The 20,818-nt window shown below is 69.6% G+C and carries 18 protein-coding genes and 3 pseudogenes; 12 read left to right on the top strand and 9 right to left on the bottom strand.

Annotation, left to right across the window (positions count from 1 at the left end):
• Positions 1-47 precede the first annotated feature (47 nt).
• Complete coding sequence (locus tag ACIQFZ_RS40670) at positions 48-902, bottom strand: SAVMC3_10250 family protein (RefSeq protein WP_402693670.1); 855 nt, start codon at positions 900-902, stop codon at positions 48-50.
• Positions 903-1,259: 357 nt separating this feature from the next.
• The gene (locus ACIQFZ_RS40675) at positions 1,260-1,883 is read right to left on the bottom strand and encodes a hypothetical protein (RefSeq protein ID WP_402693671.1); all 624 of its coding nucleotides are present in this window, start codon (positions 1,881-1,883) and stop codon (positions 1,260-1,262) included.
• A gap of 212 nt (positions 1,884-2,095) precedes the next feature.
• Between ACIQFZ_RS40675 and ACIQFZ_RS40680 the strand changes: the two genes are divergently transcribed.
• From ACIQFZ_RS40680 to ACIQFZ_RS40695, 4 genes and pseudogenes are all read left to right on the top strand, one after another.
• Positions 2,096-2,761, top strand: a complete 666-nt coding sequence (locus ACIQFZ_RS40680) for a hypothetical protein (RefSeq protein WP_402693680.1) — start codon at positions 2,096-2,098, stop codon at positions 2,759-2,761.
• Between the two features lie 288 nt (positions 2,762-3,049).
• Positions 3,050-3,745, top strand: a complete 696-nt coding sequence (locus ACIQFZ_RS40685) for an SIR2 family NAD-dependent protein deacylase (protein ID WP_402693672.1) — start codon at positions 3,050-3,052, stop codon at positions 3,743-3,745.
• 123 nt (positions 3,746-3,868) lie between these two features.
• Complete coding sequence (locus tag ACIQFZ_RS40690) at positions 3,869-4,210, top strand: YciI family protein (protein WP_402693673.1); 342 nt, start codon at positions 3,869-3,871, stop codon at positions 4,208-4,210.
• Between the two features lie 190 nt (positions 4,211-4,400).
• Positions 4,401-4,823 (top strand): annotated as a pseudogene (locus ACIQFZ_RS40695) (SIR2 family NAD-dependent protein deacylase); the annotation flags it as partial.
• 317 nt (positions 4,824-5,140) lie between these two features.
• Here ACIQFZ_RS40695 and ACIQFZ_RS40700 read toward each other — a convergent pair.
• Both ACIQFZ_RS40700 and ACIQFZ_RS40705 read right to left on the bottom strand, forming a co-directional pair.
• Positions 5,141-6,358: an RNA-guided endonuclease InsQ/TnpB family protein gene (locus ACIQFZ_RS40700; RefSeq protein ID WP_402693674.1), complete on the bottom strand. Its 1,218-nt coding sequence runs from the start codon at positions 6,356-6,358 to the stop codon at positions 5,141-5,143.
• 155 nt (positions 6,359-6,513) lie between these two features.
• Positions 6,514-8,175, bottom strand: coding sequence for an IS1182 family transposase (locus ACIQFZ_RS40705; protein ID WP_402693675.1), 1,662 nt, complete (start codon positions 8,173-8,175; stop codon positions 6,514-6,516).
• A gap of 97 nt (positions 8,176-8,272) precedes the next feature.
• On the opposite strand from ACIQFZ_RS40705, the gene ACIQFZ_RS40710 reads away from it, so the two are divergent.
• The 4 genes from ACIQFZ_RS40710 to ACIQFZ_RS40725 all read left to right on the top strand — a co-directional run bounded on the left by ACIQFZ_RS40710 (position 8,273) and on the right by ACIQFZ_RS40725 (position 14,150).
• The gene (locus ACIQFZ_RS40710; protein ID WP_402693676.1) at positions 8,273-9,571 is read left to right on the top strand and encodes an MFS transporter; all 1,299 of its coding nucleotides are present in this window, start codon (positions 8,273-8,275) and stop codon (positions 9,569-9,571) included.
• Positions 9,572-9,750: 179 nt separating this feature from the next.
• Complete coding sequence (locus ACIQFZ_RS40715) at positions 9,751-11,424, top strand: NAD-dependent malic enzyme (protein WP_402693677.1); 1,674 nt, start codon at positions 9,751-9,753, stop codon at positions 11,422-11,424.
• A complete protein-coding gene (gene fumC, locus ACIQFZ_RS40720; RefSeq protein WP_383061369.1) occupies positions 11,421-12,914 on the top strand; it encodes a class II fumarate hydratase in 1,494 nt (497 codons plus the stop codon). The genes ACIQFZ_RS40715 and fumC overlap by 4 nt, the downstream gene beginning before the upstream one ends.
• Before the next feature lie 81 nt (positions 12,915-12,995).
• Positions 12,996-14,150, top strand: coding sequence for a PP2C family protein-serine/threonine phosphatase (locus tag ACIQFZ_RS40725; protein ID WP_383061370.1), 1,155 nt, complete (start codon positions 12,996-12,998; stop codon positions 14,148-14,150).
• Here ACIQFZ_RS40725 and ACIQFZ_RS40730 read toward each other — a convergent pair.
• Positions 14,122-14,343, bottom strand: a complete 222-nt coding sequence (locus ACIQFZ_RS40730; protein ID WP_383061371.1) for a LysR substrate-binding domain-containing protein — start codon at positions 14,341-14,343, stop codon at positions 14,122-14,124. The two genes, ACIQFZ_RS40725 and ACIQFZ_RS40730, sit on opposite strands and share 29 nt — an antisense overlap.
• 220 nt (positions 14,344-14,563) lie before the next feature.
• Between ACIQFZ_RS40730 and ACIQFZ_RS40735 the strand changes: the two genes are divergently transcribed.
• On the top strand, positions 14,564-15,808 hold the full coding sequence (locus ACIQFZ_RS40735) for an RNA-guided endonuclease InsQ/TnpB family protein (RefSeq protein WP_402693678.1): 1,245 nt from the start codon (positions 14,564-14,566) through the stop codon (positions 15,806-15,808).
• A gap of 196 nt (positions 15,809-16,004) precedes the next feature.
• Here ACIQFZ_RS40735 and ACIQFZ_RS40740 read toward each other — a convergent pair whose 3' ends face one another.
• A complete protein-coding gene (locus ACIQFZ_RS40740; RefSeq protein WP_383064171.1) occupies positions 16,005-16,499 on the bottom strand; it encodes a LysR family transcriptional regulator in 495 nt (164 codons plus the stop codon).
• A gap of 191 nt (positions 16,500-16,690) precedes the next feature.
• Between ACIQFZ_RS40740 and ACIQFZ_RS40745 the strand changes: the two genes are divergently transcribed.
• Positions 16,691-17,986 carry an MFS transporter gene (locus tag ACIQFZ_RS40745; protein WP_383064173.1) on the top strand — a complete coding sequence of 432 codons (1,296 nt, stop codon included), beginning with the start codon at positions 16,691-16,693 and terminating at the stop codon, positions 17,984-17,986.
• Positions 17,987-18,149: 163 nt separating this feature from the next.
• Here the strand turns inward: ACIQFZ_RS40745 and ACIQFZ_RS40750 are convergent, their stop codons facing one another.
• The 3 genes and pseudogenes from ACIQFZ_RS40750 to ACIQFZ_RS40760 all read right to left on the bottom strand — a co-directional run.
• Positions 18,150-18,650 carry an inorganic diphosphatase gene (locus tag ACIQFZ_RS40750; protein WP_402693679.1) on the bottom strand — a complete coding sequence of 167 codons (501 nt, stop codon included), beginning with the start codon at positions 18,648-18,650 and terminating at the stop codon, positions 18,150-18,152.
• A gap of 184 nt (positions 18,651-18,834) precedes the next feature.
• Complete coding sequence (locus tag ACIQFZ_RS40755) at positions 18,835-19,215, bottom strand: hypothetical protein (protein ID WP_376652273.1); 381 nt, start codon at positions 19,213-19,215, stop codon at positions 18,835-18,837.
• Between the two features lie 441 nt (positions 19,216-19,656).
• Positions 19,657-20,023: pseudogene (locus ACIQFZ_RS40760) on the bottom strand (hypothetical protein); the annotation flags it as partial.
• 216 nt (positions 20,024-20,239) lie between these two features.
• On the opposite strand from ACIQFZ_RS40760, the gene ACIQFZ_RS40765 reads away from it, so the two are divergent.
• Positions 20,240-20,434, top strand: a complete 195-nt coding sequence (locus ACIQFZ_RS40765; RefSeq protein ID WP_402693681.1) for a hypothetical protein — start codon at positions 20,240-20,242, stop codon at positions 20,432-20,434.
• Positions 20,398-20,625: pseudogene (locus tag ACIQFZ_RS40770) on the top strand (thiamine pyrophosphate-requiring protein); the annotation flags it as partial. The gene ACIQFZ_RS40765 and the pseudogene ACIQFZ_RS40770, both read left to right, overlap by 37 nt.
• Positions 20,626-20,818: the final 193 nt, after the last annotated feature.

Here is a 20,818-nt window from a genome sequence, read left to right on the forward strand (position 1 = left end):
GATCCACAGGGGCCGTGTTCGCCTACTTTCGGGGCCCACTACCGACATCAACCGATCAAGTCAGGATGAGCCGGGCAAACGCCGGGGCCCTGGGGACGCCACCTCCACCACGGCCGGCCATAGCGACGGCAGAGGTCACGGTGAAGGCGAAGTCTCGTGATCCATCGCATGGGCTTGCGCGAGGCGTACTGGACGTACAGCGGCGTAGCCGTGATCAGGCGTGAAGTCCATTCCCCATTTGGGAGGTTGAGATCTACGCGAGCCAGCCCTTGCACTCTCGCGCGCTGCAAAGGGGAGTGGTGCTTTTGGGTGATCCGAAACACATCCCTTGCTATTCGCTCGGGACGATTGGCCCTCGGCGCGGACAGCGCTCGTTGCGTGAGTTCGTCCGGAATGCCAGTCACACCCATGCCGTCCGAGTCGTTGATCTTGTGGATGAGGCCATGTAGCCATCTCGAACCCGAACCCAAGCGTCCGGCCGTCGCCGCCTTCTCCAGCAGGTGCTCAGTCGAGCCGCAGAGCATGAGGTCGACGGTAGCGGGACCGCCGGTGCGGTCGCCTGCCAGAGATCCACAGAATAGGAGCACATCGTCGAGGTCAGGCAGGTCGCTGTCTTCGTGGGAGGTGCCCCACCCCATTTCTAGATCGAAGTAGATCCACTCGCCAGTCTTTAGGTGCGGTGCGTGGAAGTGGGATGCCTCCCGCTCCAGGTGTTGCTGTACATCCCGAAGCCTCCGGAGCTCTGCGTCAGTTGGTGTGAGCGGTGTCCCTGGGCCAAGCCCCACTGTGGCTACTTGAAGATCGACTTCAACGTTCCAAGAGGGGATCGACGTTGGGGATCGCTCTGGGAAGAAGGCGTTGAGTCGCCGACGGGATAAGTAGATCAGTTCGTTGAAACGCACGCTGCCCCCTGAGCCTGAACGTGTCGTTCATGGTGCAGGAAGCAGCGCAATACCGCATCTACTTGCGGGGTTCACCGGGGGTGAAGCTCCTCACTCATCGCCCTCGGCGGGTGCGATGCCCATCGACGCCCCCGGGGTACTTAGCTTGACCCCCGTCCCACCCAGCCCTCAGTTGACGTGCGTCATCAACCGCGTTCACAGACGCCATCGATGCTCCGGGCGATGTGTCGGGGACGTTATGCCGGGGTGTGGGTTGGCTCGCGGTGAGCTGGTTGGATGGCTGAAGAGGAGGGTCGGCGGCGTGCGAAGAGGACCGACAGCGCCGCTGTGCTGTGTGAGGGGACGGTCTCCGCGCGGTCAGTCGAACGCCACGACCATGCGCACGCCGTCATCGCCGAAGCGGCCTGCCAGAGCCTTCATCACGGCGAAGACATGTGGCCAGTGAGTTTCAGGGCCCAGAACAGCGCCGACGGTCAATGGTTCGTAGGTGCACACCATTTTCTCGGTGGTCCACTCCACGCGTCTCGTCGCATTGTGCAAGTCCGCTGGCGGCACGCCTACCGCGGCCAGGGCCTCCGGCGGCCATGGATCGGACACCAACTGTTGATGCAGTAGCGACGGCAGCGATTTCGTGTGCCAGGTCAGCCGGCCGACGAAGTGACCAGGCGCTGTCGCGAGATCCATCGAAGCGAGCTCCGCCCAGCTGACCCAGCTCGCGCTGTGCAGGTCACCCGCTGCGACCCAGGTGTCCAACTGGGAGCGCATCCCGCTCGACAGGTCGACGGGCAGGCCGCGGCCCGGTGCAAGCGGCTGGAAGCCCGCGTAGTTGCGCACGCCGAAGAGACAGCCGAAGGCCGCGTAGTCGGTCTCGTTATACAGCGGCCAAAGATCCATGGCCGCGACCCACGGCTCGCCGTCGTAGTAATCGGTGCCGACGTGGGGATGACGAAACTCGATGCCTCCGTGGATGTCCGTACTCACGGCGTCGCACCATAGCAGCGCCGACCTGGATAGCCACGGGCGATTATCGGCTGGTCGGCAAAGGAGGCGGGACGTGAGATGCGCAGGATGCAGTCCGGTCGGTCCCGTACTCGCGCAACCCGAACGCAGGAGTTCCTCACCTCCACTGGGCAGGTCGGCGCCATAGAGGCATGAGCACGCCATGAAGCCGAAGCGTGGATCATGGAGCGGTGATGATGAAGTCGGCCAAGAACGCGCCTCAGGTTGAGCAGCCCGTGTGTGAACCGGAGCTCTCCGCTTACCAGAAGGCTATGCGGGACCGGCTTCTCGCCGCTCCTGTGATGCCCGCGCCGGCGCCCTGGCAGCCTGTCTTCGAGCCCTGCGTCCCTGTCGGCGGACTCCTCGGGATCGGTTTCACGACGCATCCCGACAGCGGCCACGACCTGGTGATGGTCGTCTCGCATGACGGCCACGGTCTCTTCGACGCCGTCACGGGGAAGAAGATCGCCCGGGACCGCGGTCCCGACCCGCAGGAGAGCACGCCCGACGAGGCTGCCGATCTGACATGCCCCGGGTTGGGTCCAGTCGCCGGCAGCCGGGTGCACATCGCCGGGCTCTTCGGCGGAGGGCTTCACACCACCACTGCGGACAGCTGGCTTTTGGAGGTCGTTACCCCGGCCTGGCCCAATGATCGGGTGCTGCTGTCCCGTGACGGCGGGCTGCCCCACTCCGGTCCGTACGGGGAGCGCTGGTGGCACATCTTCCACTCCAACTACTCCGAGCTGCGGGCCGTCGGCTTCTCTCCCTCCGGTCAGACCCTTGCCGTTGCAACAAGCAGCGATCTGTCCCTGTGGACACGCCGAACCGACCAGAGCCGCAACGACAGCGCTGACACCTGACCAGGCTGGACGGGCTGTATCGCAAGCGTCGGAGGAGTCGGGCTCGGTGAGGGCCAAAAGGTCTATGAGAGCGGCTTGACGTGGATCAAGCCATCGTTCCCTTCCTGGCGACACCGGCCGCTCGGTGGGCCTGTCCGGTCAGGGATGGAGGGTGGGATCCGTTCGGGGCCCAGCTGAAGTGACCGGGTGGGGAACGACTGCTTGACCCATGTCATCCCGTCCCGCTTCCGCACTCGAACGGCTCGAGCTTGCGCCGTTGTTGCCCAGCTCGCAGTGTTACATCCACCAATGCCTTGCGATTCCGGAATCCCCGATTATCGCGGACCGAACGGGCTGTGGCGGAAGGATCCCGAGGCCGAGAAGCTCGTGACCTACGAGTACTACATGGGCGATCCGGAGATCCGGCGGCGGTCCTGGCGGATGCGGCGGAAGAACCGCGCGCTCACGGCCGAGCCGAACGCCGCGCACCGGGCCGTGGCCGAGCTGGAGCGGGCCGGGGTGCCGGTCAGGGTGATCACGCAGAACGTGGACGGACTGCACCAGCTCGCCGGGATGCCCGCCCGCAAGGTGCTGGAACTACACGGCAGCGTACGCAGTGTGGTGTGCACTCAGTGTCACGCACGCGGACCCACGGAGGACGCCCTCGCCCGGGTCGAAGCCGGAGAAGAGGACCCGCCCTGCCGGGAATGCGGCGGCATCCTGAAGTCGGCCACCGTGATGTTCGGCGAGCGCCTCGATCCGCAGGTGCTCGGGGAGGCGGTCGCGATCACCAAGGCATGCCAGGTCTTCATCGCCGTCGGCACCAGCCTCCAGGTCCAGCCCGCCGCCGGGCTCGCCGGCGTGGCCGCCGACCACGGGGCACGGCTGATCATCGTCAACGCCGAGCCGACCCCGTACGACAATCACGCCGACGAGGTGATCCGCGAACCAATCGGCACAGCCCTGCCCCAACTTCTGCGTCGACTGAGCCCGGAGAGTAAATAATCCCTTTAGGTTTCTGGTTCCGGCGGGCCGCACTTTGCGGTTGGCATCATTGCCGACTCTTCAGCTCGACGGCGTCAGTCAGAACGAGTCCGATCCCCGAAACGCGAAGAAGGAGTCGAGGCGATGACGAAGTACCTCATCTCGTTCCCCAGTGCCGCCATGGTCTTTCCCGACGAGGATCTGCAGTCCGTCTCGGATGCGGCTCACGCGGTCGTGAAGGAGGCGAAGGACGCCGGCGTGTGGGTGTTCGGTGGTGGCATCGACGAGAGCGTGCCGCCTGTCATGGTCGGTGGCGACGGGACTGTGACCGAGGGCACCTACGATCAGACGAAGCAGATCGAAGGCGGCTACTCGGTGCTGGAGCTGCCCTCCCGCGAGGCGGCGTTGGAGTGGGCAGCGAAGATCGCGGTCGCCTGCCGATGCGCGCAGGAGGTGCGCGCCCTTCAGTACGACCCCGACAGCTGACCGGCAATCGCCTCCACCGACGCAGCGGACAGATCGAGCTCAAGCCATCCGAGCGAGCCGCCGTTTCATCGTCCGGCGGTATTGGCGGATGCGGGTTCGCCGACCTCGCCGGCAGCGCGCCACCATCGGTATGGGGACCAGCGGTCGACGTCGGCTGCAGAGACCCGACTCTGTTGTGTTACACCCACCGATGCCTTGCGACTCCGGCATTCCGGACTACCGCGGGCCCAACTGGCTTTGGCGGAAGGATCCCGAGGCCGAGAACCTCGTGACGTAAGGCTGCTACATGAGCGACCCGGACATCCGGCGGCGGTCCTGGCAGATGCGGCGGAAGAACCGGACGCTCAAGGCCGAGCCGAACGCCGCACGCCGGGCCGTGGCCGAGCTGGAGCAGGCCGGGGTGCCGGTGCGGGTGATCACGCAGAACGTCGACGGGCTGTACCAGCTCGCCGGGATGCCCGCGCGCAAGGTGCTGGAGCTGCACGGCAGCGTGCGCAGTGTGGTGTGCACGAAGTGTCATGCGCGCGGACCCATGGAGGACGCGCTCGCCCGGGTCGAGGCCGGCGAGGACGATCCGCCGTGCCGGGAGTGCGGCGGCATCCTGAAGTCGTCTGCTCGGAGCCAGCCCCTTGGACAGCGACCCGGACGGTATCTCCGAGATTCCCGTCCAGTTCACCTGGGTCGGCGGCCGCCAGGTGTGGTCCGCCGATTCCTGAGGCCTGCGGCCCCTGACGCCGCGAGGGGCTCGGTCAGCCAGGCGCTCCTTCACCATGTGCACGGGCCCCTGGCTGTGGTGCCGGGTGGTCCTGCCGACGGGCATCGCTGAGACGGGGAGGGGCCGGCTCCGCGGGCACCCTTGCCTCGCCTGTGCCTGCCTCGCCTGGATGAGCGGACTTGACTTCCTCCCCGGGTTGAAGCTCGGGGATTGCCCTATGAGGGGGTTCGGCCGGTTGCCCGGCTTACGGGTTCCTGCTTCACGGACCGGCTGGTGCCGAGGTCTCCACAGGCTGAGACCGCATGTCCTGCGGCCTTGATGTTCTTCGCGGCGTTCACGTCGGCATGGTCGCGGTGTCCGCAGCCTGGGGCTTTGCACCGGAAGACCGCTTGGCTCTCGCGGTTTCCTTCGGTGACGAAGCCGCAGGCGGAGCACCGCTGCGACGTGTACGCGGGGTTGACTTTCACCACGCGCGTGCCCGTGTACCGGGCGGCGTTGGCAAGGGCGAGTTCGAGGCGGTGCCACCCCTTGTCCAGGATGGCCCGGTTGAGCCCGGCCTTCTGGCGGACGTTCCGGCCGGGCTCGGCCACGGTGCCACACGCGCCGGCGGACATGTTCTTGATCCGCAGGTCTTCGAGGACCACCAGGGCGTTCTTCGCGACGATCCGGGCCGCGGTCTGCGCGCAGAAGTCTCCACGCCGGTCCGACACCCGGGACATGATGCGGCCCATGGCTGTGATCGTCTTGTGCCGGTTCGCGCTGCCGCGCTTGGACCGGGCGAGGCGCTGTTGCAGACGCCGGTACCGGACGATCTCGCCGGCCGTGATGAACGGCCGGTCGTGGAAGTCGCCGTCCGAGGTGACGACGGCGGTCTTGACCCCCCGGTCGATGCCCACGGCGGTACCGGGCATGGCGTGCTGCTCGGGAGTGGCCGCGTGGTCGTCCACGAGGAACGACACAAACCACCGGCCGCCCTTGCGGGACACGGTCGCGGAACGGATCTCACCACCGAGGGGGCGGGACCAGCGGAAGCGGACCCAGCCCAGCTTCGGCAGCCTGACCCGGCCCCACTTGCGCCCCAGCCGCTCCACGCTGATCTGCTGGGCGTCGGGGAACCTAAACGACGGCGACCACCGTGCCCTCGACCGCCACCGCACCCTGAACGTGCCGTGAACCCGGCAGGCCCGGTCCAAATCCTTGAGCGTCTGCTGCAACGCGTGCGACGGTGCCGCCTTCAACCACGAGTGCTCACGCTTGGCGTCAGCCAACTCGGCACACTGCGGCACGTAGTTCATCCACGCCCCGCGCCGCCGGTAATCCCGACGCTGCTCCAGCGCTGTGTTCCACACCGACCGACAGATGCCGCCGAACTCCTCACACATCTCCTCTTGTTCGGGCGAGAGATCGAGCAGGTAGCGGCGACCGGACAGCATGAAAACACCCCCCTTCAACTGGTGCGATCAACATAGCGCGCGCCACTGACAACGCAGAGAACTCCACCGCTGCACGGCTCCGCGCCAAGGATGAGCTAACCCCATCCTGAAGGACTCTGTTGGGAAATCCGTAAACCGGCTGTCGTGCAGGTGGTTCAGGCGGCGAGTTCGAGGCGGGCAAGGTGGGAGGTCCTGGTGCTGCCGAGTGGGGTTCCGGTCAGCCACGCGTCAATACGGATGATGTTGATGGCGGCGGCGAGGATGTTGCCAAGGTGGGTCTTGGCCAGTCCTGTGTAGCGAGTGCGGCGGATGCCCGTGCGGCAGACGACTTGCGAGATCGTGCCCTCGATACCGGCTCGGATGTCGTACCGCTGCTTCCACTCCTCGGTCTGCTGTTCCTGGCGGCGCCGACTCAGAATCTCTTGCTGCTCGCGGGGCAGCAGGGTCAGGCTGCGTCCGTAGCGGCCCTTCTCGGAGGCCCGCGTGCAGGCCGAGCGCAGTGGGCAGGGGCGGCAGTCGGTAGCGTCGAAATGGACCCGGGTGATCGGGGTGCCGCTGGGCTTGACCTGGTCGGACCAGCTGATGCTGACCGCACCGCGTGGGCAGACCGCCTGGCGCCGGTCCCAGTTGATACTGAACGCTTGCTGGGAGAGGTCCGGGCCGGTGTCGTCCTGCTGGCCATGGCGGGTGTCCAGGCCGACCGGCCCCAGAAGCGTGACGCCGTGGTCGTCGCGTGCGGTGAGGATATGGGCGGCAGTGACGTAGCCGGCGTCCACCACGTGCTCGCCCGGCACCAACCGGCGTTCATCCAGGTTCCGGTGGACGGTCTCGGTCATCTCGGCGTCGTCGACGGTGGCGTCCGTGGTCTCTACGTTCGTGATCACATGGGGTGCATCTGGCTCACAGGTCTCGGTCAGGTGGGTCTTGTAGCCGCACCAGCCCGAGCCCCGCTTCATGCCGTAGCGTGCGTCGAGGTCATAGGGCGAGGACAGCCGGCGTCTGGCCGGCGGGAGGTCCTTCGCCTCCCGCCAGCGCACCCCCTCACCATCGCGGTGGTACTGCTCCACCCAGGCCCGGCGCAGGACCTGAACAGCGGGGATCTGTCTCAGCCAGTCCGGGGCGGCGGGACTGAAGACGGCCTCCAGGATCGCAAAACCGTCTCGGCCGACCTGCTCAGCCCACTTCTGACGCACGTTCTCGCCCTTGGGGAAGCGGTAGGAGTCGATCCGGGCCCCGTAGCGCTCGACCCGGTCGGCCGTGACCTGGCCTGCCAGCCACTGCGGGGCCGCCGCGGCCAGGGCCTCCAGTGCCGCACGCAGGGTCTCGCCGACGAACTCCATCCGGTTCAACACCCGCACCGCCGCCAGAACGTGGGTGGAGTCCGTCCGCTGCCGGCCGCCTGCCCGCAGCAGCCCGAGACCGCAGATCCGCTCCAGGACCAGGTCCAGGACCCTCTCCTCCAGGCCGTGCTCGATCAGCCGGGCGCGGAAGTCGCCAAGGACCGTGAAGTCGAACCCCGGATCATCCAGTTCCAGGCCCAGCAGGAACTTCCAGTCCATCCGGGCCCGCACCTGATCAGCGGCCTGCCGGTCGCTGAGCCCCTCCGCGTACTGCAGCACCGAGACCAACGCCAGCGCCCCGGGCGAGACCGTCGGGCGCCCCCGCACGGGAAACGCCTCGATGAACGACGCGTCCTCGAACAGCGGGCCCAGTGCCTCACGGACACGGATCGCCAGTGTTCCCTTCGGGAACGAGGCACGCACCACCCGCGCCGTCAGCTCCGGCAGCCCGACATCGCGCCGCGACTCCAGCGACACCCGACCCCCTTGATCGACGACAAACCGATCCTGACAGCACAGGCCATCCGCCATCACCAGAATGCGGATTTCCCAACGGAGTCCTTCAGGACAGGGCTTGCACTCAAGAGATCCGGTCAACGCCTACGTCCTCAGCTTCGCCTGCCTGCTGCTGACCGGCGCCGCGCTGGGCGACCGGTTCGGCCGGCGCCGGGTGTTCGTGACCGGTGTCGCGCTGTTCACCCTCGCCTCGATCGGCTGCGGCCTCGCCAGCAGCAGCGGCCAACTCATCCTCATGCGCGCCCTTCAGGGCCTCGGCGCCGCCGCGGTGATGCCGCTGTCGCTGACGCTGCTGGCCGAGGAGGTGCCGGAGCGCAAGCGCAACCTGGCGCTCGGACTGTGGTCGGCGGTCAGCGGTCTGGCGGTGGCACTCGGGCCCGTGGTCGGCGGTGCGGTCGTCGACGGCCTGGACTGGCAGTGGATCTTCTGGATCAACGTCCCGGTCTGCCTGGTCGCCGTCCCGCTGGCGCTCGTGGTCCTCGGCGAGAGCTCGCTGCCCCGAACCCGGCTGGACCTGCTCGGCATGCTGCTCGCCACCGCCGGGCTGGTCGCGATCGTCTGGGGGATCGTCAACGGCGATACGGAGGGGTGGAGTTCGGCCACGATTCTGTCGGCCTTCATCGGCGGCGCAGTGCTCCTGGCCCTGTTCGTGCTGTGGGAGCGGCGTGCCGAACACCCGCTGCTGCCGCTCTCCTTCTACCGCGATCGCGCCTTCGTGTTCTCCAACATCGTCTCCGCGGCCATGTACTTCGGCGTCTTCGGCTCGATCTTCCTGCTCGCCCAGTTCTTCCAGATCGCACCCGTGCGCACCCCGCTGGAGGCCGGTGTGCTGACCCTGGCCTGGACCCTGATGCCGATGTTCGTCGCGCCGGTGGCGGGCGCCCTGACCGACAAGGTGGGCGGCGGCCGGCTGATGGCCCTCGGCCTGCTGCTGCAGGGCATCGGACTGGCCTGGATCGACCTGGCCGCCACCGCCGACACCCCCTACTCGCACGTGGTCGGCGCCATGATCATCGCGGGCACGGGGATGGGCCTGGTCTTCGCGCCGACCGCGGCGGTCGTACTCGGCTCGGTGGACGCGCACCACCGGGGCAAGGCCTCCGGCGCCAACAACACCGTCCGCGAGATCGGGGGCGCCCTCGGCACCGCCGTACTGAGCAGCGTCTTCGTCCACTACGGCAGCCCCCGCGGCGCCCAGGACTTCGTCGACGGCATGCGCCCGGCGATCTGGATCGGCGTTGCCGTGGTGCTCGTCGGCGCACTGTGCGCCCTGGTCATCCCCCGGACGGTGACGGCGAAGAGGACCGCCGCCGAGGAACAGGAGAAGGAGCGGACCCCGAGCCCGGCCGGCGCGTGAACTCATCTGCCGCGCACCCGACTTGGTGTGTCCAACGGGCATCCGCAGGGGAGACCCGCTCAAGATCGACGAGCGCCGGTGGGAGCTGTGTGCGCACGGTGGAGGTAACCGGCGGGCGACTGTCCTGCTGCGGGGTCGCCGAGCCGCGCGCGCATCGTTACGCACATGGGGAAAGCATCATGACCAAGAGCACCGTGCGGACCTCCGCCTCTCCGAGCGCCCTGGCGGATCCGCTGCTGAACCACGGGGTGGCGTTCACCGAGGCGGAGCGGGACGAGCTGGGCCTGACCGGGCGGCTGCCGTCGGGGGTGCTGACACTCGAGCAGCAGTCGCGGCGCGCCTACGAACAGTTGCAGGCCCAGGGCGGCGACCTGGCCAAGAACGTGTTCCTTGAACAGCTCCACGACCGCAACGAGACCCTCTACTACCGGGTGCTCACCGATCACCTGGTGGATCTGTTGCCCATCGTGTACGACCCCACGGTCGGCGAGGCGATCGAGAAGTACTCCCACGAGTACCGCCGCCCCCGGGGTGTCTTCTTGTCCGTCGACCGCCCGGAGGACATCGAGAAGGCCTTCGCCACGCTTCGGCTCGGGCCCGAGGACGTGGACCTGATCGTGTGCACGGACGCGGAGGAGATCCTGGGCATCGGCGACTGGGGTGTGGGCGGGATCCAGATCTCGGTCGGCAAGCTGGCCGTGTACACGGCGGCCGCCGGCATCGACCCGCGTCGCGTCATCCCCGTGTCGCTGGACGTGGGCACGGACCGCGCGTCCCTGCTGGAGGACCCGCTGTACCTGGGCAACCGGCACCACAGGGTGCGCGGCGCCGGCTACGACGCGTTCATCGAGAGGTACCTGCGGATCGCGTCGTCGATGTTCCCCGGCGCGCTGCTGCACTTCGAGGACTTCGGCCCCAGCAACGCCCGTCGGATCCTGGAGACCTACGGCGGCACCTACCGGATCTTCAACGACGACATGCAGGGCACCGGGGCGATCACCCTGGCCGCGGCGCTGTCGGCCGTCAAGGTCAGCGGTGTGCCGATGCGTGAGCAGCGGCTCGTGGTCTTCGGCGCCGGCACCGCCGGTGTCGGTATCGCCGACCAGTTGCGCGACGCCATGATCCGTGACGGCGCGAGCCGCGAGCAAGCCACCGCACAGGTGTGGCTGATCGACAAACAGGGCCTGCTCACCCGTGACATGACCGACCTGCGCGACTACCAGCAGCCGTACGCGCGCGATCCGGAAGAGGTCGCCGGCTGGGCGGGTGACGGTGGCGCGATCTCCCTGTTGGAGACCGTGCGCAGGGTCGAACCGACCATTCTGCTGGGCACCTCCACCGTGCACGGGGCATTCACCCGCGAGGTCGTCGAGGCCATGGCCGCCGGTACCGAGCGGCCGATCATCTTCCCGATCTCCAACCCCACGTCGCGCATCGAGGCCATGCCCGCCGACGTCATCGCCTGGTCCAACGGCAAGGCCCTGGTCGCCGTCGGCATCCCCACCGCGCCCGTGGACCACGGAGGAGTGACCTACCGGATCGCCCAGGCCAACAACGCGCTGCTGTATCCCGGCCTGGGTCTGGGCACGATCGTCTCCCGCGCTTCGCACGTGACCGCCGGCATGCTGCTCGCGGCCGCGCAGGCGGTGGCCGACCAGGTCGACGTCTCCACGCCGGGAGCCTCGCTGCTCCCGCCCGTGGAGAACCTGCGCGAGTCGTCGGCGCTCACCGCGGCCGCGGTGGTCCGCGCGGCCATCGGCGAAGGCGTCGCCGCCCGCGAACCCGCCGATCCCGACCGGGCGGTCCGCCAGGCCATGTGGCAGCCCGTCTACGCGGGCGGAGCGGATTCATGACGCCGCCCGGCCCCGGCGCGACCCCGGACGGCGACGCCCGGGACGACCGCGCCCCGAAGATCCGCGATCTACCCGTCGGACTGCACGCGACCGGCACTCGGCGGGAGACCGACTCGATGGGCGCCGTCGACGTCCCGGCCGACCGGTACTGGGGCGCGCAGACCCAGCGCTCGCTGATCCACTTCTCCATCGGGGACGACCGGATGCCCAAGGCCGTCTACCACGCCTACGGCCACGTCAAGAAGGCCGCCGCGATCGTCAACGGGCGGGCCGGACGACTGCCGGCCTGGAAGGCGGGCCTGATCGAGAAGGTGGCAGACGAGGTCATCGCCGGCGAACTCGACGACCACTTCCCGCTGTACGTGTGGCAGACCGGGTCCGGGACGCAGTCCAACATGAACACCAACGAGGTGATCAGCAACCGCGCCATCCAGCTCGTCGGCGGCGAACTGGGCAGCAAGACACCCGTCCACCCCAACGACCACGTCAACATGGGGCAGTCCTCCAACGACACCTTCCCCACCGCCATGCACATCGCCGCGGTCAAGGCCGTCCGCGAGCGCCTGCTGCCCAGCGTGCGGGAACTCCAGCGGGCGATCGAGGCCAAGGCGGAGCAGTGGCACGACGTGGTCAAGACCGGCCGCACCCATCTGGAGGACGCCGTGCCGCTCACCGCCGGACAGGAGTGGTCCGGCTACGCCCACCAACTCGAGCAGGCGGCCGGCCGGGTCACCGGATCCGCGGAGGGACTGTACGAGCTGGCCATGGGCGGCACCGCGGTCGGGACCGGGCTCAACGCCCCGCCCGGATTCGGCGAGCGGGTCGCCGCCGAGATCGCCTCCGCGACCGGCCTCCCGTTCACCACCGCCGAGAACAAGTTCGCGGCCCAGGGCGGTCTGGACGCCATGGTCGGCGCCTCGGCCGGGCTGAGGGCGCTGGCCGTGCCGCTGATGAAGATCGCCAACGATATCCGCTGGCTGGCCTCCGGACCCCGCTGCGGCCTGGCCGAACTGAGCCTCCCGGCGAACGAGCCGGGCTCCTCGATCATGCCGGGCAAGGTCAATCCGACCCAGTGCGAGGCAATGGTCATGGTCTGCATCCAGGTGCTGGCCGAGGACACCGCCGTCGCCTTCGCCGGCTCGCAGGGCAACTTCGAGCTCAACGCCATGCGCCCGGTCATCATCAACAACTTCCTGCACGCGGCCACCATCCTCGCCGACGCCTGCACCAAGCTGCGCCAGTACTGCATCGAGGGCACGCGGCTCAACCGCGACCAGATCGACAGGTACGTCGACCGGTCACTGATGCTCGTCACCGCGCTCTCACCGGTCATCGGCTACGACAAGGCCTCGGCCATCGCCCACAGAGCCGACGACGAGGGCACCACCCTGCGCGAGGCCGCACTGGCCTCCGGCTACGTCACCGCCGAGGAATTCGACCGCGTCGTCGACCCGGCCGCCATGGTCGGCGCAGCCGGGCGTCACGGGTGAACACGCCGTCACGCTTCGGTCCCGCCCGCCGAACGGGAGATCGCCGGGCCAGGTTTCGCGTGGCTGGGGCACATTGGAACCATGCACATACGGCAGCGCCTCGACCGGCCGCGGCAGCCGCGGCGTTCGCGCCACGCGCTGGTGACGATTCCACTGGTGCTGATCGTCGCGATCACCCTGGGGGACATCCACTCGCCGGAATCCGTCCACCTCGGCCCGCTACTCGTCGTGGCCCCCGCCATCACCACCTCGTTCGGCGGTTACCTGCTGACCGGACTGATCGGGGGGCTGGCGGTGGGAGCGCAGGTGATCATCGCGGTGGTCCAAGGCGGAGTGAGCACCACCAACCACATCTCGCAGCTCATCGCGCTCACGATCCTCTCGGTCTTCTGCATGGTCGTGTGCTTCTTCCGGGACCGGCGCAACGCAGAGCTGGCCCAGGTGCGGTCCGTGTCCGAGGCCGCCCAGAGAGCCCTGCTGCGCCCGCTGCCCGACCACCTCGGCGACCTGCACATCGCCTCCTCGTACCTGGCGGCCGAGAAGGAGGCGTGCATCGGCGGCGACCTGTACGCGGTAACGCGCACCGGGGACCGTACCCGGGTGATCGTCGGCGATGTGCGGGGCAAGGGGCTGGCCGCAATCGGGGAGGCAGCCACGCTGCTCGGCTCGTTCCGAGAGGCCGCGCACCACCACGCCACGCTGCCCGCCCTCGCGGAGGCCCTGGACCGCAGCGTCTGCCGCTACCTCACCGAATTCCCTGAAGCGGACGGGGAGGCCCAGGAGCACTTCATCACCGCGCTGCTGCTGGAGATCCCCGAGCACAGCCCGGTGGCCCGCGTCGTCCACTGCGGGCACCCGCCGCCCTTCCTGATCCGGCAGGGTCACGTCGTCTCCGTGACGAGCACCCGCCCGGCGCCTCCGCTGGGCATGTCGGGACTCCGGCCGGACGCCTACGACACGCATGCCTTCTCGTTCCACCCTGGTGACACCCTGCTCCTCTACACCGACGGCGTCGTGGAGGCCCGCGACCGCGGCCGGGTCTTCTACCCGCTGCGGGAACGGGTCGCGCAGTGGACCAAGTGCGGACCCAGGACACTGGTGCAGCGCGTGGAGCAGGATCTTCTCGCCCACACCGACGGGGCTCTCGGCGACGACGCCGCCATCCTCGCCATTCGGCGCGCATCCGCGCCGCACACCGGCCTCCACCTCACTCATCGGGTGCACGAAGCTGTCTGACGTGGCGCAGGAACGCGGCGACCACGGGAGACAGGTCGCCGCGAGGATAGACGACTCCGACGGTCCAGGCCGGCGCGTGCGCGGCGAAGGGGCGGACCAGGAACTCCGGGAACCGGGCCGCGAGCGACGGAGGCATGATGCACACGCCGGGGCCGTGCCGGACGAGATCGGCGGCCGCGAGCAGGTCGTTCACCTGCTCTCTTGCGAGGAGGGCCCGGCGTTCACGCCGGGTAGGAATCGCATCCTGTGACAGCGGCGCGGAGTGCCGCCGCATCCGGGTTCCGGGGCGCGGAGCGTCCTGACGGACTGTCCGGCGGAGCTGGTCGACGCGAACGCGTGTGCCGGTGTTCGCTGATTGGGGTGATCGCATCGGAAGAGGGGTGCGGGTGTTCGGGTGTCGTGCGTACGGTCGCATGGTGGTGCCGGGTGGTCGGGACAAGTGCTGGGGGGTGGGTGTCGCGGGGGTGCGGGAGGGCGACGGGGGCGGACATGCCCGGTACACGTACCGGTTGCGGGTGTCGGCCACGGCCGGGGCGGGGCTGGAGGGGGAGTGGGGGCGGTGCCGGTGGGTGTGGAACGAGTGCGTGGCCCGTTCCAGGAAGGCCCACGCCGGGGGTGAGGGGTGCGGTCCGGCCCGGCTGGACCGGATGCTGACCCGGGCCCGCGCGGTGACACCGTGGCTGGCCGCGGGCTCCTGCGTGCCGCAGCAGCAGATCATCCGCGACTTCGCCGCATCCCGCACGAAGGCACTCAAGGACGTCAAGGACCGGCTGCCGCTGAGGCGGCGGGCCGGGATGCCTCGGCACAAGAGGAAACGCGGGGCCGATCCGACGCTGAACTACACGCGGCGCGGCTTCCGGCTCAAGGACGGGCGCTTGCACCTGGCGGGCGGGATCGTCCTGACGGTGGTGTGGTCCCGTCCTCTGCCGGCCGAGCCCTCCTCGGTGCGCGTCTACCGCGACCGTCTGGGCGCCTGGTACTGCTCGTTCGTCGTCCCTGCCCCGCTTGAACCGCTCCCCGCCACCGGCCGCGTCATCGGCATCGACTGGGGGGTGAGGGAGACCGCGACCACCACCTCCGACGCCCATGACCTCCCCCACGCCCAGCACGGTCAGAAGGCGAAGGAGAGGCTGTCCCGCTACGACCGGATGATGGCCCGCCGCAGGCCCAAGAAGGGGCAGCCCGCCTCGAAGGGCTACCTGGAAGCAAAGAAGTGGCGGGCGAAGGCGTATGCGAAGATCGCCCGGCAGCGGCAGGACAGGGCGCGCAAGTGGGCGAAGAAGGTGGTGCGCGACCATGACGTGATCGCGGTGGAGGACTTCCGGCCCAAGTTCCTCGCCCGGACATCGATGGCCCGCAAGGCGGCCGACGCCGCGATCGGCGCCACCAAGCAGGCCCTGATCGAGATGGGCCGCAAACACGCGCGGGACGTACGCCTGGTGCATCCCGCGTACACCACCATGGACTGCGGATCGTGCGGAGCGAGAACCAAGCACGCACTGCCGCTGTCGGAACGCACCTACACCTGCACCGCGTGCGGAGCTGCCTGTCCCAGGGACAAGAACTCCGCCCGCGTGATGCTCGTCCGGGCTGGTCTGAACCCGGCTGGTGTCGAGGGCACAAGACCTCCTGAAGCGCTGCTCCAGGAGGCGGCCTGAGCCAGGAATCCCCTCCCTTCAGGGAGGGGAGCAGTCAACTCGAACGTGACGGTGCGTTCCAGGGACGCCGCCCGGAAGGCCCTGTCGACCTCGTGCCGCACCGCCCAGCCGGGAGGGAAGTCCACCAGCGGAAGCCCGGCGGCCTCGGCCAGGGTCACCGGACCCTCGGGCGGAAGACCGTCCGGCGCCGGCGCGGTCACCAGGACCTGACAGCAGCCGGGGCCGAAAGACCACGCGGCACCGGGGTGTCCAGGGCGGTCACGGCCAGGTCGACGGCACCGTCGCGCAGCGCCTGCGGGATGTCCGTGGCCGGGGCCTGGCGCAGCCGCACCACCACACCCGGGTGCTCCCGGTGGAAGTCCGCCAGCGCCGCCGCCAGGCCGCCGTGCAGCCCTTGCATCACACCGATCGTGCTCTCCCCGTGCAACTCGCCCTGGGCGAGGTCGACGGCGGCCCTGGCCTCCTCGGCAGCGCGCAGGGCGGCGCGGGCGGCCGGCAGGAACGCGCGCCTCGCGGGGGTCAGCGACACCCGGTGGGTGGTGCGGTGGAACAGCGCAGCGCCCAGTTCGCGCTCCAGGGCGCGGACCGTGCTGGAGACCGCGGACTGCGCGACGTGCAGCCGCCGGGCCGCGGCGCTGAACCCGCCTTCTTCGGCGACCGCGACGACGACCTTCATCTCCCGAAGATCCATGGCCGGCTTTCCCTGGGCCGCCATCTCCCGCACAGATAACCGTCATTTTGGATTATCTCCATGGAACGGGAAAAAGCGGATCCGCCGACTTGTTGGCACCAGAAGGCGGTGAACGAGGCGAACGAAGGAGCAGGGCCGTTCCACCGCCGCCGGAATCCACCGTCGAGACAGTCGAGGACGGGAGTGCTTTCATGCCACAGACGTCGGCCACGGGTCCGCGTACGGACCGCACGTCCGCCCCGAAGACCGGAGCGCCCGAGCGTCCGGACACCGTATTCCGGTACGGCGCGGGGTTCTGGACGGTCGCCGCGGTGTTCGTGACCGCGATGGCGTTCTCCACCGTTCCCACACCGCTGTATCCCCTGTACGAGGCCCATGACGGGTTCTCCACGTTCACGGTCACCATCGTGTTCGCCGTCTACGCGGTCGGAGTTCTGATCAGCCTGCTGCTCGCCGGGCACGTCTCGGACTGGCTCGGCCGCAAGAAGGTCATGACGTCCGCCCTGGCACTGGAACTGCTCGCCGCCGCCCTGTTCCTGTCCGCGCCGGCCCTGCCGGTACTGGTCGTCGCCCGGCTGGTCACCGGTCTCGGCGTCGGCATGCTGACGGCGACCGCCACCGCCTATCTTCAGGAACTGCACAGCGCCCACCGGCCCGGCGCCTCGGCACGGCGGTTCGAGATCGTGTCGACCGCGGCCAACATCGGCGGACTCGGCCTCGGGCCCATCGCCGCGGGAGTGCTCGCCCAGTACCTGGGCGCGCCGCTCCGGCTGCCGTACGCGGTCTTCGTCGTGCTGCTGCTGACCGGAGCGGCCGCCATCGCGCTGATGCCCGAGACCGTCGACAAGCCCGCGGTCCGGCCGGCCTACCGCCCGCAGCGAGCCGGGATGGCCCTCGGCGCCCCCGGATTCCTCGCCGCCGCGGCGGCCGGGTTCACCTCCATGGCCGTGTTCGGCCTGTTCACCTCCGTGGTCCCCGGATTCGTCGGCGGGACCCTGCACCACCCGTCACGGGCGCTCGCCGGACTGGTCGTGTCCGCGGTGTTCGCAGCCGCGGCGGCGGCCCAGACGGGCACCGGCCGGCTCGGCGCCCGGGCGCGCTGGTACATCGGGCTGCTCGCCCAGGCCGTGGGCATGGCCGTCCTCACGGTCGGCATCCGCCTCGCCAGCCTGCCCGTGTTCCTGCTCGCCGGGATCATCGCCGGGGCCGGCGCGGGCGTGCTGTTCAAGTCCGCCGTCGGGCAGGTGGCCGACATGGCGGCGCCGGCCCGGCGCGGCGAAGCCCTCGCCGGTCTGTTCCTAGCCTCCTACCTCGGTCTGGCCCTGCTTCCCGTCGGCCTCGGCGCGGCCAGCCGCACCATGAGCCTGTCCGACGCGACGACGTGGTTCACCGCCGTCGTCCTCGCGCTGCTGGTCGCCGTCGCCCTACGCGGTCGCCGCCAGGGACCCACCGCAGCCGGCGAGCCCGCTCCACGGCACGGGCGATGAACCCTGCCCGGCAGTGCGCGTAGGCCACGGCACCGCTGCGCCGGGCGAGGTCCGGCAGCAGGCCGGCGAGCTTCGGCTCCATGTCGTCGTAGGAGTCGATCCGCACGGCGGGGCAGCCCAGCCCCGTAGGCGAGTTCGCGGATCCGGACCTCCTCGACGTGCCTCAGCCGTGGACAGGCGCCTGCTCGCCGATGGCACGGGCGCGGGAGGCGTCGATCTCCGCGTAGGCCTGCTCGCGGCCTTCCCAGTGCGAGCCCTCGACGGACTTGCCGGGTTCCAGGTCCTTGTACACCTCGAAGAAGTGGGTGATCTCCAGCCGGTCGAAGAGGGGGATGTCCTCGATGTCCTGCACGTCCGCGTACCGCGGATCGTGCGCGGGGACGCAGAGGATCTTCTCGTCGGGGCCGCGTTCGTCCTTCATGGCGAACATGCCCACCGCCCGGCACTCGATGGTGCAGCCGGGGAACGTCGGCTCGCCGGTCAGCACGAGCGCGTCCAGCGGGTCGCCGTCGCGGCCCAGCGTGCCGTCGATGTAGCCGTAGTCCGCCGGATACTGGGTGGAGGTGAACAGCAACCGGTCCAGCCGGATGCGGTGCAGTTCGTGATCCATCTCGTACTTGTTCCGGGACCCCTGGGGGATCTCCACGATCACGTCGAACTCCATGGTCTCCTCCTGGTGGCGGAAGCCGTCTCGCCGTGCGGCACCAGAGCGTGCGGCCGGGCGGGCATGGGCGGACCGGGCCGTGGCCGGGAGCGAGGGTCGGTCGGCGTGGGCATCGTTCCTCCTGGTCACATCCCTTGGACCAGGGACCGTCAGCGGCATCATGCCGCGGTTTCGGTGAGCCCCATCACCGACGCGCTCGGCGCGTTCCGCAGGTGCCCGGCGGATCGCCGTCGCAGGCATCCAGCGTACGCCGAACAGGCATCGTCGACACCGCGACCAGATCGGCGACGCCACGCGTCACGCCGGGCACGCGTTCCCGAGCACCCTCCGCGGCGTGGCAGCGCTCCCAGTCGGCGGCGACCCCCTTCACCGGCGGCCCGTCCCACCACCGGATATCAGCCCACCCGATATCGGCCGTAACCGCCAGCAGCACGGGAACGGCGGCCAGTTGCAGCACGACCGAGAAGATCATCAGATCGGTCACCGAGCGGTCGTAGAGGGCGCCCAGGGCGAGGCTGCCGCCGAACAACTGCCCGAGCGCGGCGTCCTGAACCTGCTCGAGCACGCTCCGTCACCGCCAGCGTTCACCAACCCGAGTCCGACGCGGGGCCGCCTGTTCACGGCCGGTGCTCCGCGGCACTCAGCAGGCCGTGGGTGACGAGTCCGTACAGCAGGTGCGGCACCACGTCCGACGCCCAGTCCTTGGCCGACCAACTCGCCGGGTCACTCACCGGTAACCTCCGAGGACGCCCCCGGCTTCAGCCGGGGGATGAATGGGACTCCTGCGGAGCAGGGCAGGGAGCGGAGTTTCGCCCAAAAGGCGAAAGATCGCCCGGGCGGTCGGGTAGCCTGGCTGTCGTGCGTTGCGAGAGCCAAGCACGCGCAACTCCTTTGTCTTGACGGGCAACCGGGCAGGTTCCGTCCCGGCTGGTGCTGAGAGCGTCAGACTCGTTCGCTCGCTGAGCGAATGAGCTGCTTGAGCCAGAAATCCCCCTGCTTCAGCTGGGGGAGGGTTCAATCCCAGCCGTGCCATGGGCAGGTCCGCGGCGGCCATGGCCAGGGCGCCGGTGACCACGCCTCCCAACCACCAGGGCATCCGAACCCCCGCACTGCGGGCCAGGGCGACGGCCGCTCCCGTACCGCAGCCCACGGCGATGCCGGCCAGCGCCCCGAGGCCGGAGAGCCGGTTGTCCCGGCTGCCTCCCGTTCCGGGGACCGGATGGCGCAGGTCCCGCGCGATCTCGTCCACCACCTGGGCAGGGGCCTCGCCGACCGGCCTTCCCCGCCACGCCATGTCGGCGTAGGTCACGGCGTTCAGCACGGTCGTTCCGGCGGCACCGGCCGCGCCACCCCGCACGAACGCTCCCGATCATGTCGGGGCGGGATCCCCTCCCATGGGTGCGAATCGCACGGGTCCGGGTTGCGCGCGGAAGGCGGCCGGGGGTGGCATACCCCTTGCCGGCCTTGGGCACGCGGGCCTCGTCATCGAGGGGCGGACGGCCGCGACCAGCGACCGCGCCACGAAACCGTGACCGATTACGGGCGGAACCGGCGTCCCCCACTGATTCCGACGGCGGGAGGAGAGCGTGATGACGAGCGACACCGAGACCGGCAAGGTCACCGGCACCCCGCGCAGCCGGCTCGCCGGCCGACGCCCCCTCGCCCTCCAGTTGACTCCCACACCTGTGCCTCGCCCCGCCGAGTTGAACGTGGCCGGCCTGGAAGCAGCCCTGCTGGGAGCCACGTTTTCGCGGCGGACCGGCCCTGCGTGCTGGACTTCGTGACCGATCCGGCCGTGCCGCCCATTCCTCCGCACGCCACCCTCGACCAGATCGAGGCCGCCGCGGCCTCCGTGCTCAAGGGGGACAGCGACCGTGCCGCCGTGGTCCGCCAGGGATTCGAGCCCAAGGTGCAGGAGTTCCTGCCCAGCCGCCGTGACCGCGGGAGCCGCCCCCGCACACACGGCGGGCGGTGACGGCACCACCCCCGACGCGGTCGGGGGGGGGGGGGGGGGGGGGGGGGGGGGGGGGGCGGGCCGGGGGGGGGGGGGGGGGGGGGGTTTGGGGGGGGGGGGGGGTTGATACGCACGAGGCGTGAATGGGGGAGGCGGCGGGTGAGGAGTTCGCCGGGCCATCGGATCACGCCGGGGGTGTTGAATCCGGCGCCGA

Source organism: Streptomyces sp. NPDC093064, from assembly GCF_044754605.1.
Classification (GTDB): Bacteria; Actinomycetota; Actinomycetes; order Streptomycetales; family Streptomycetaceae; genus Streptomyces.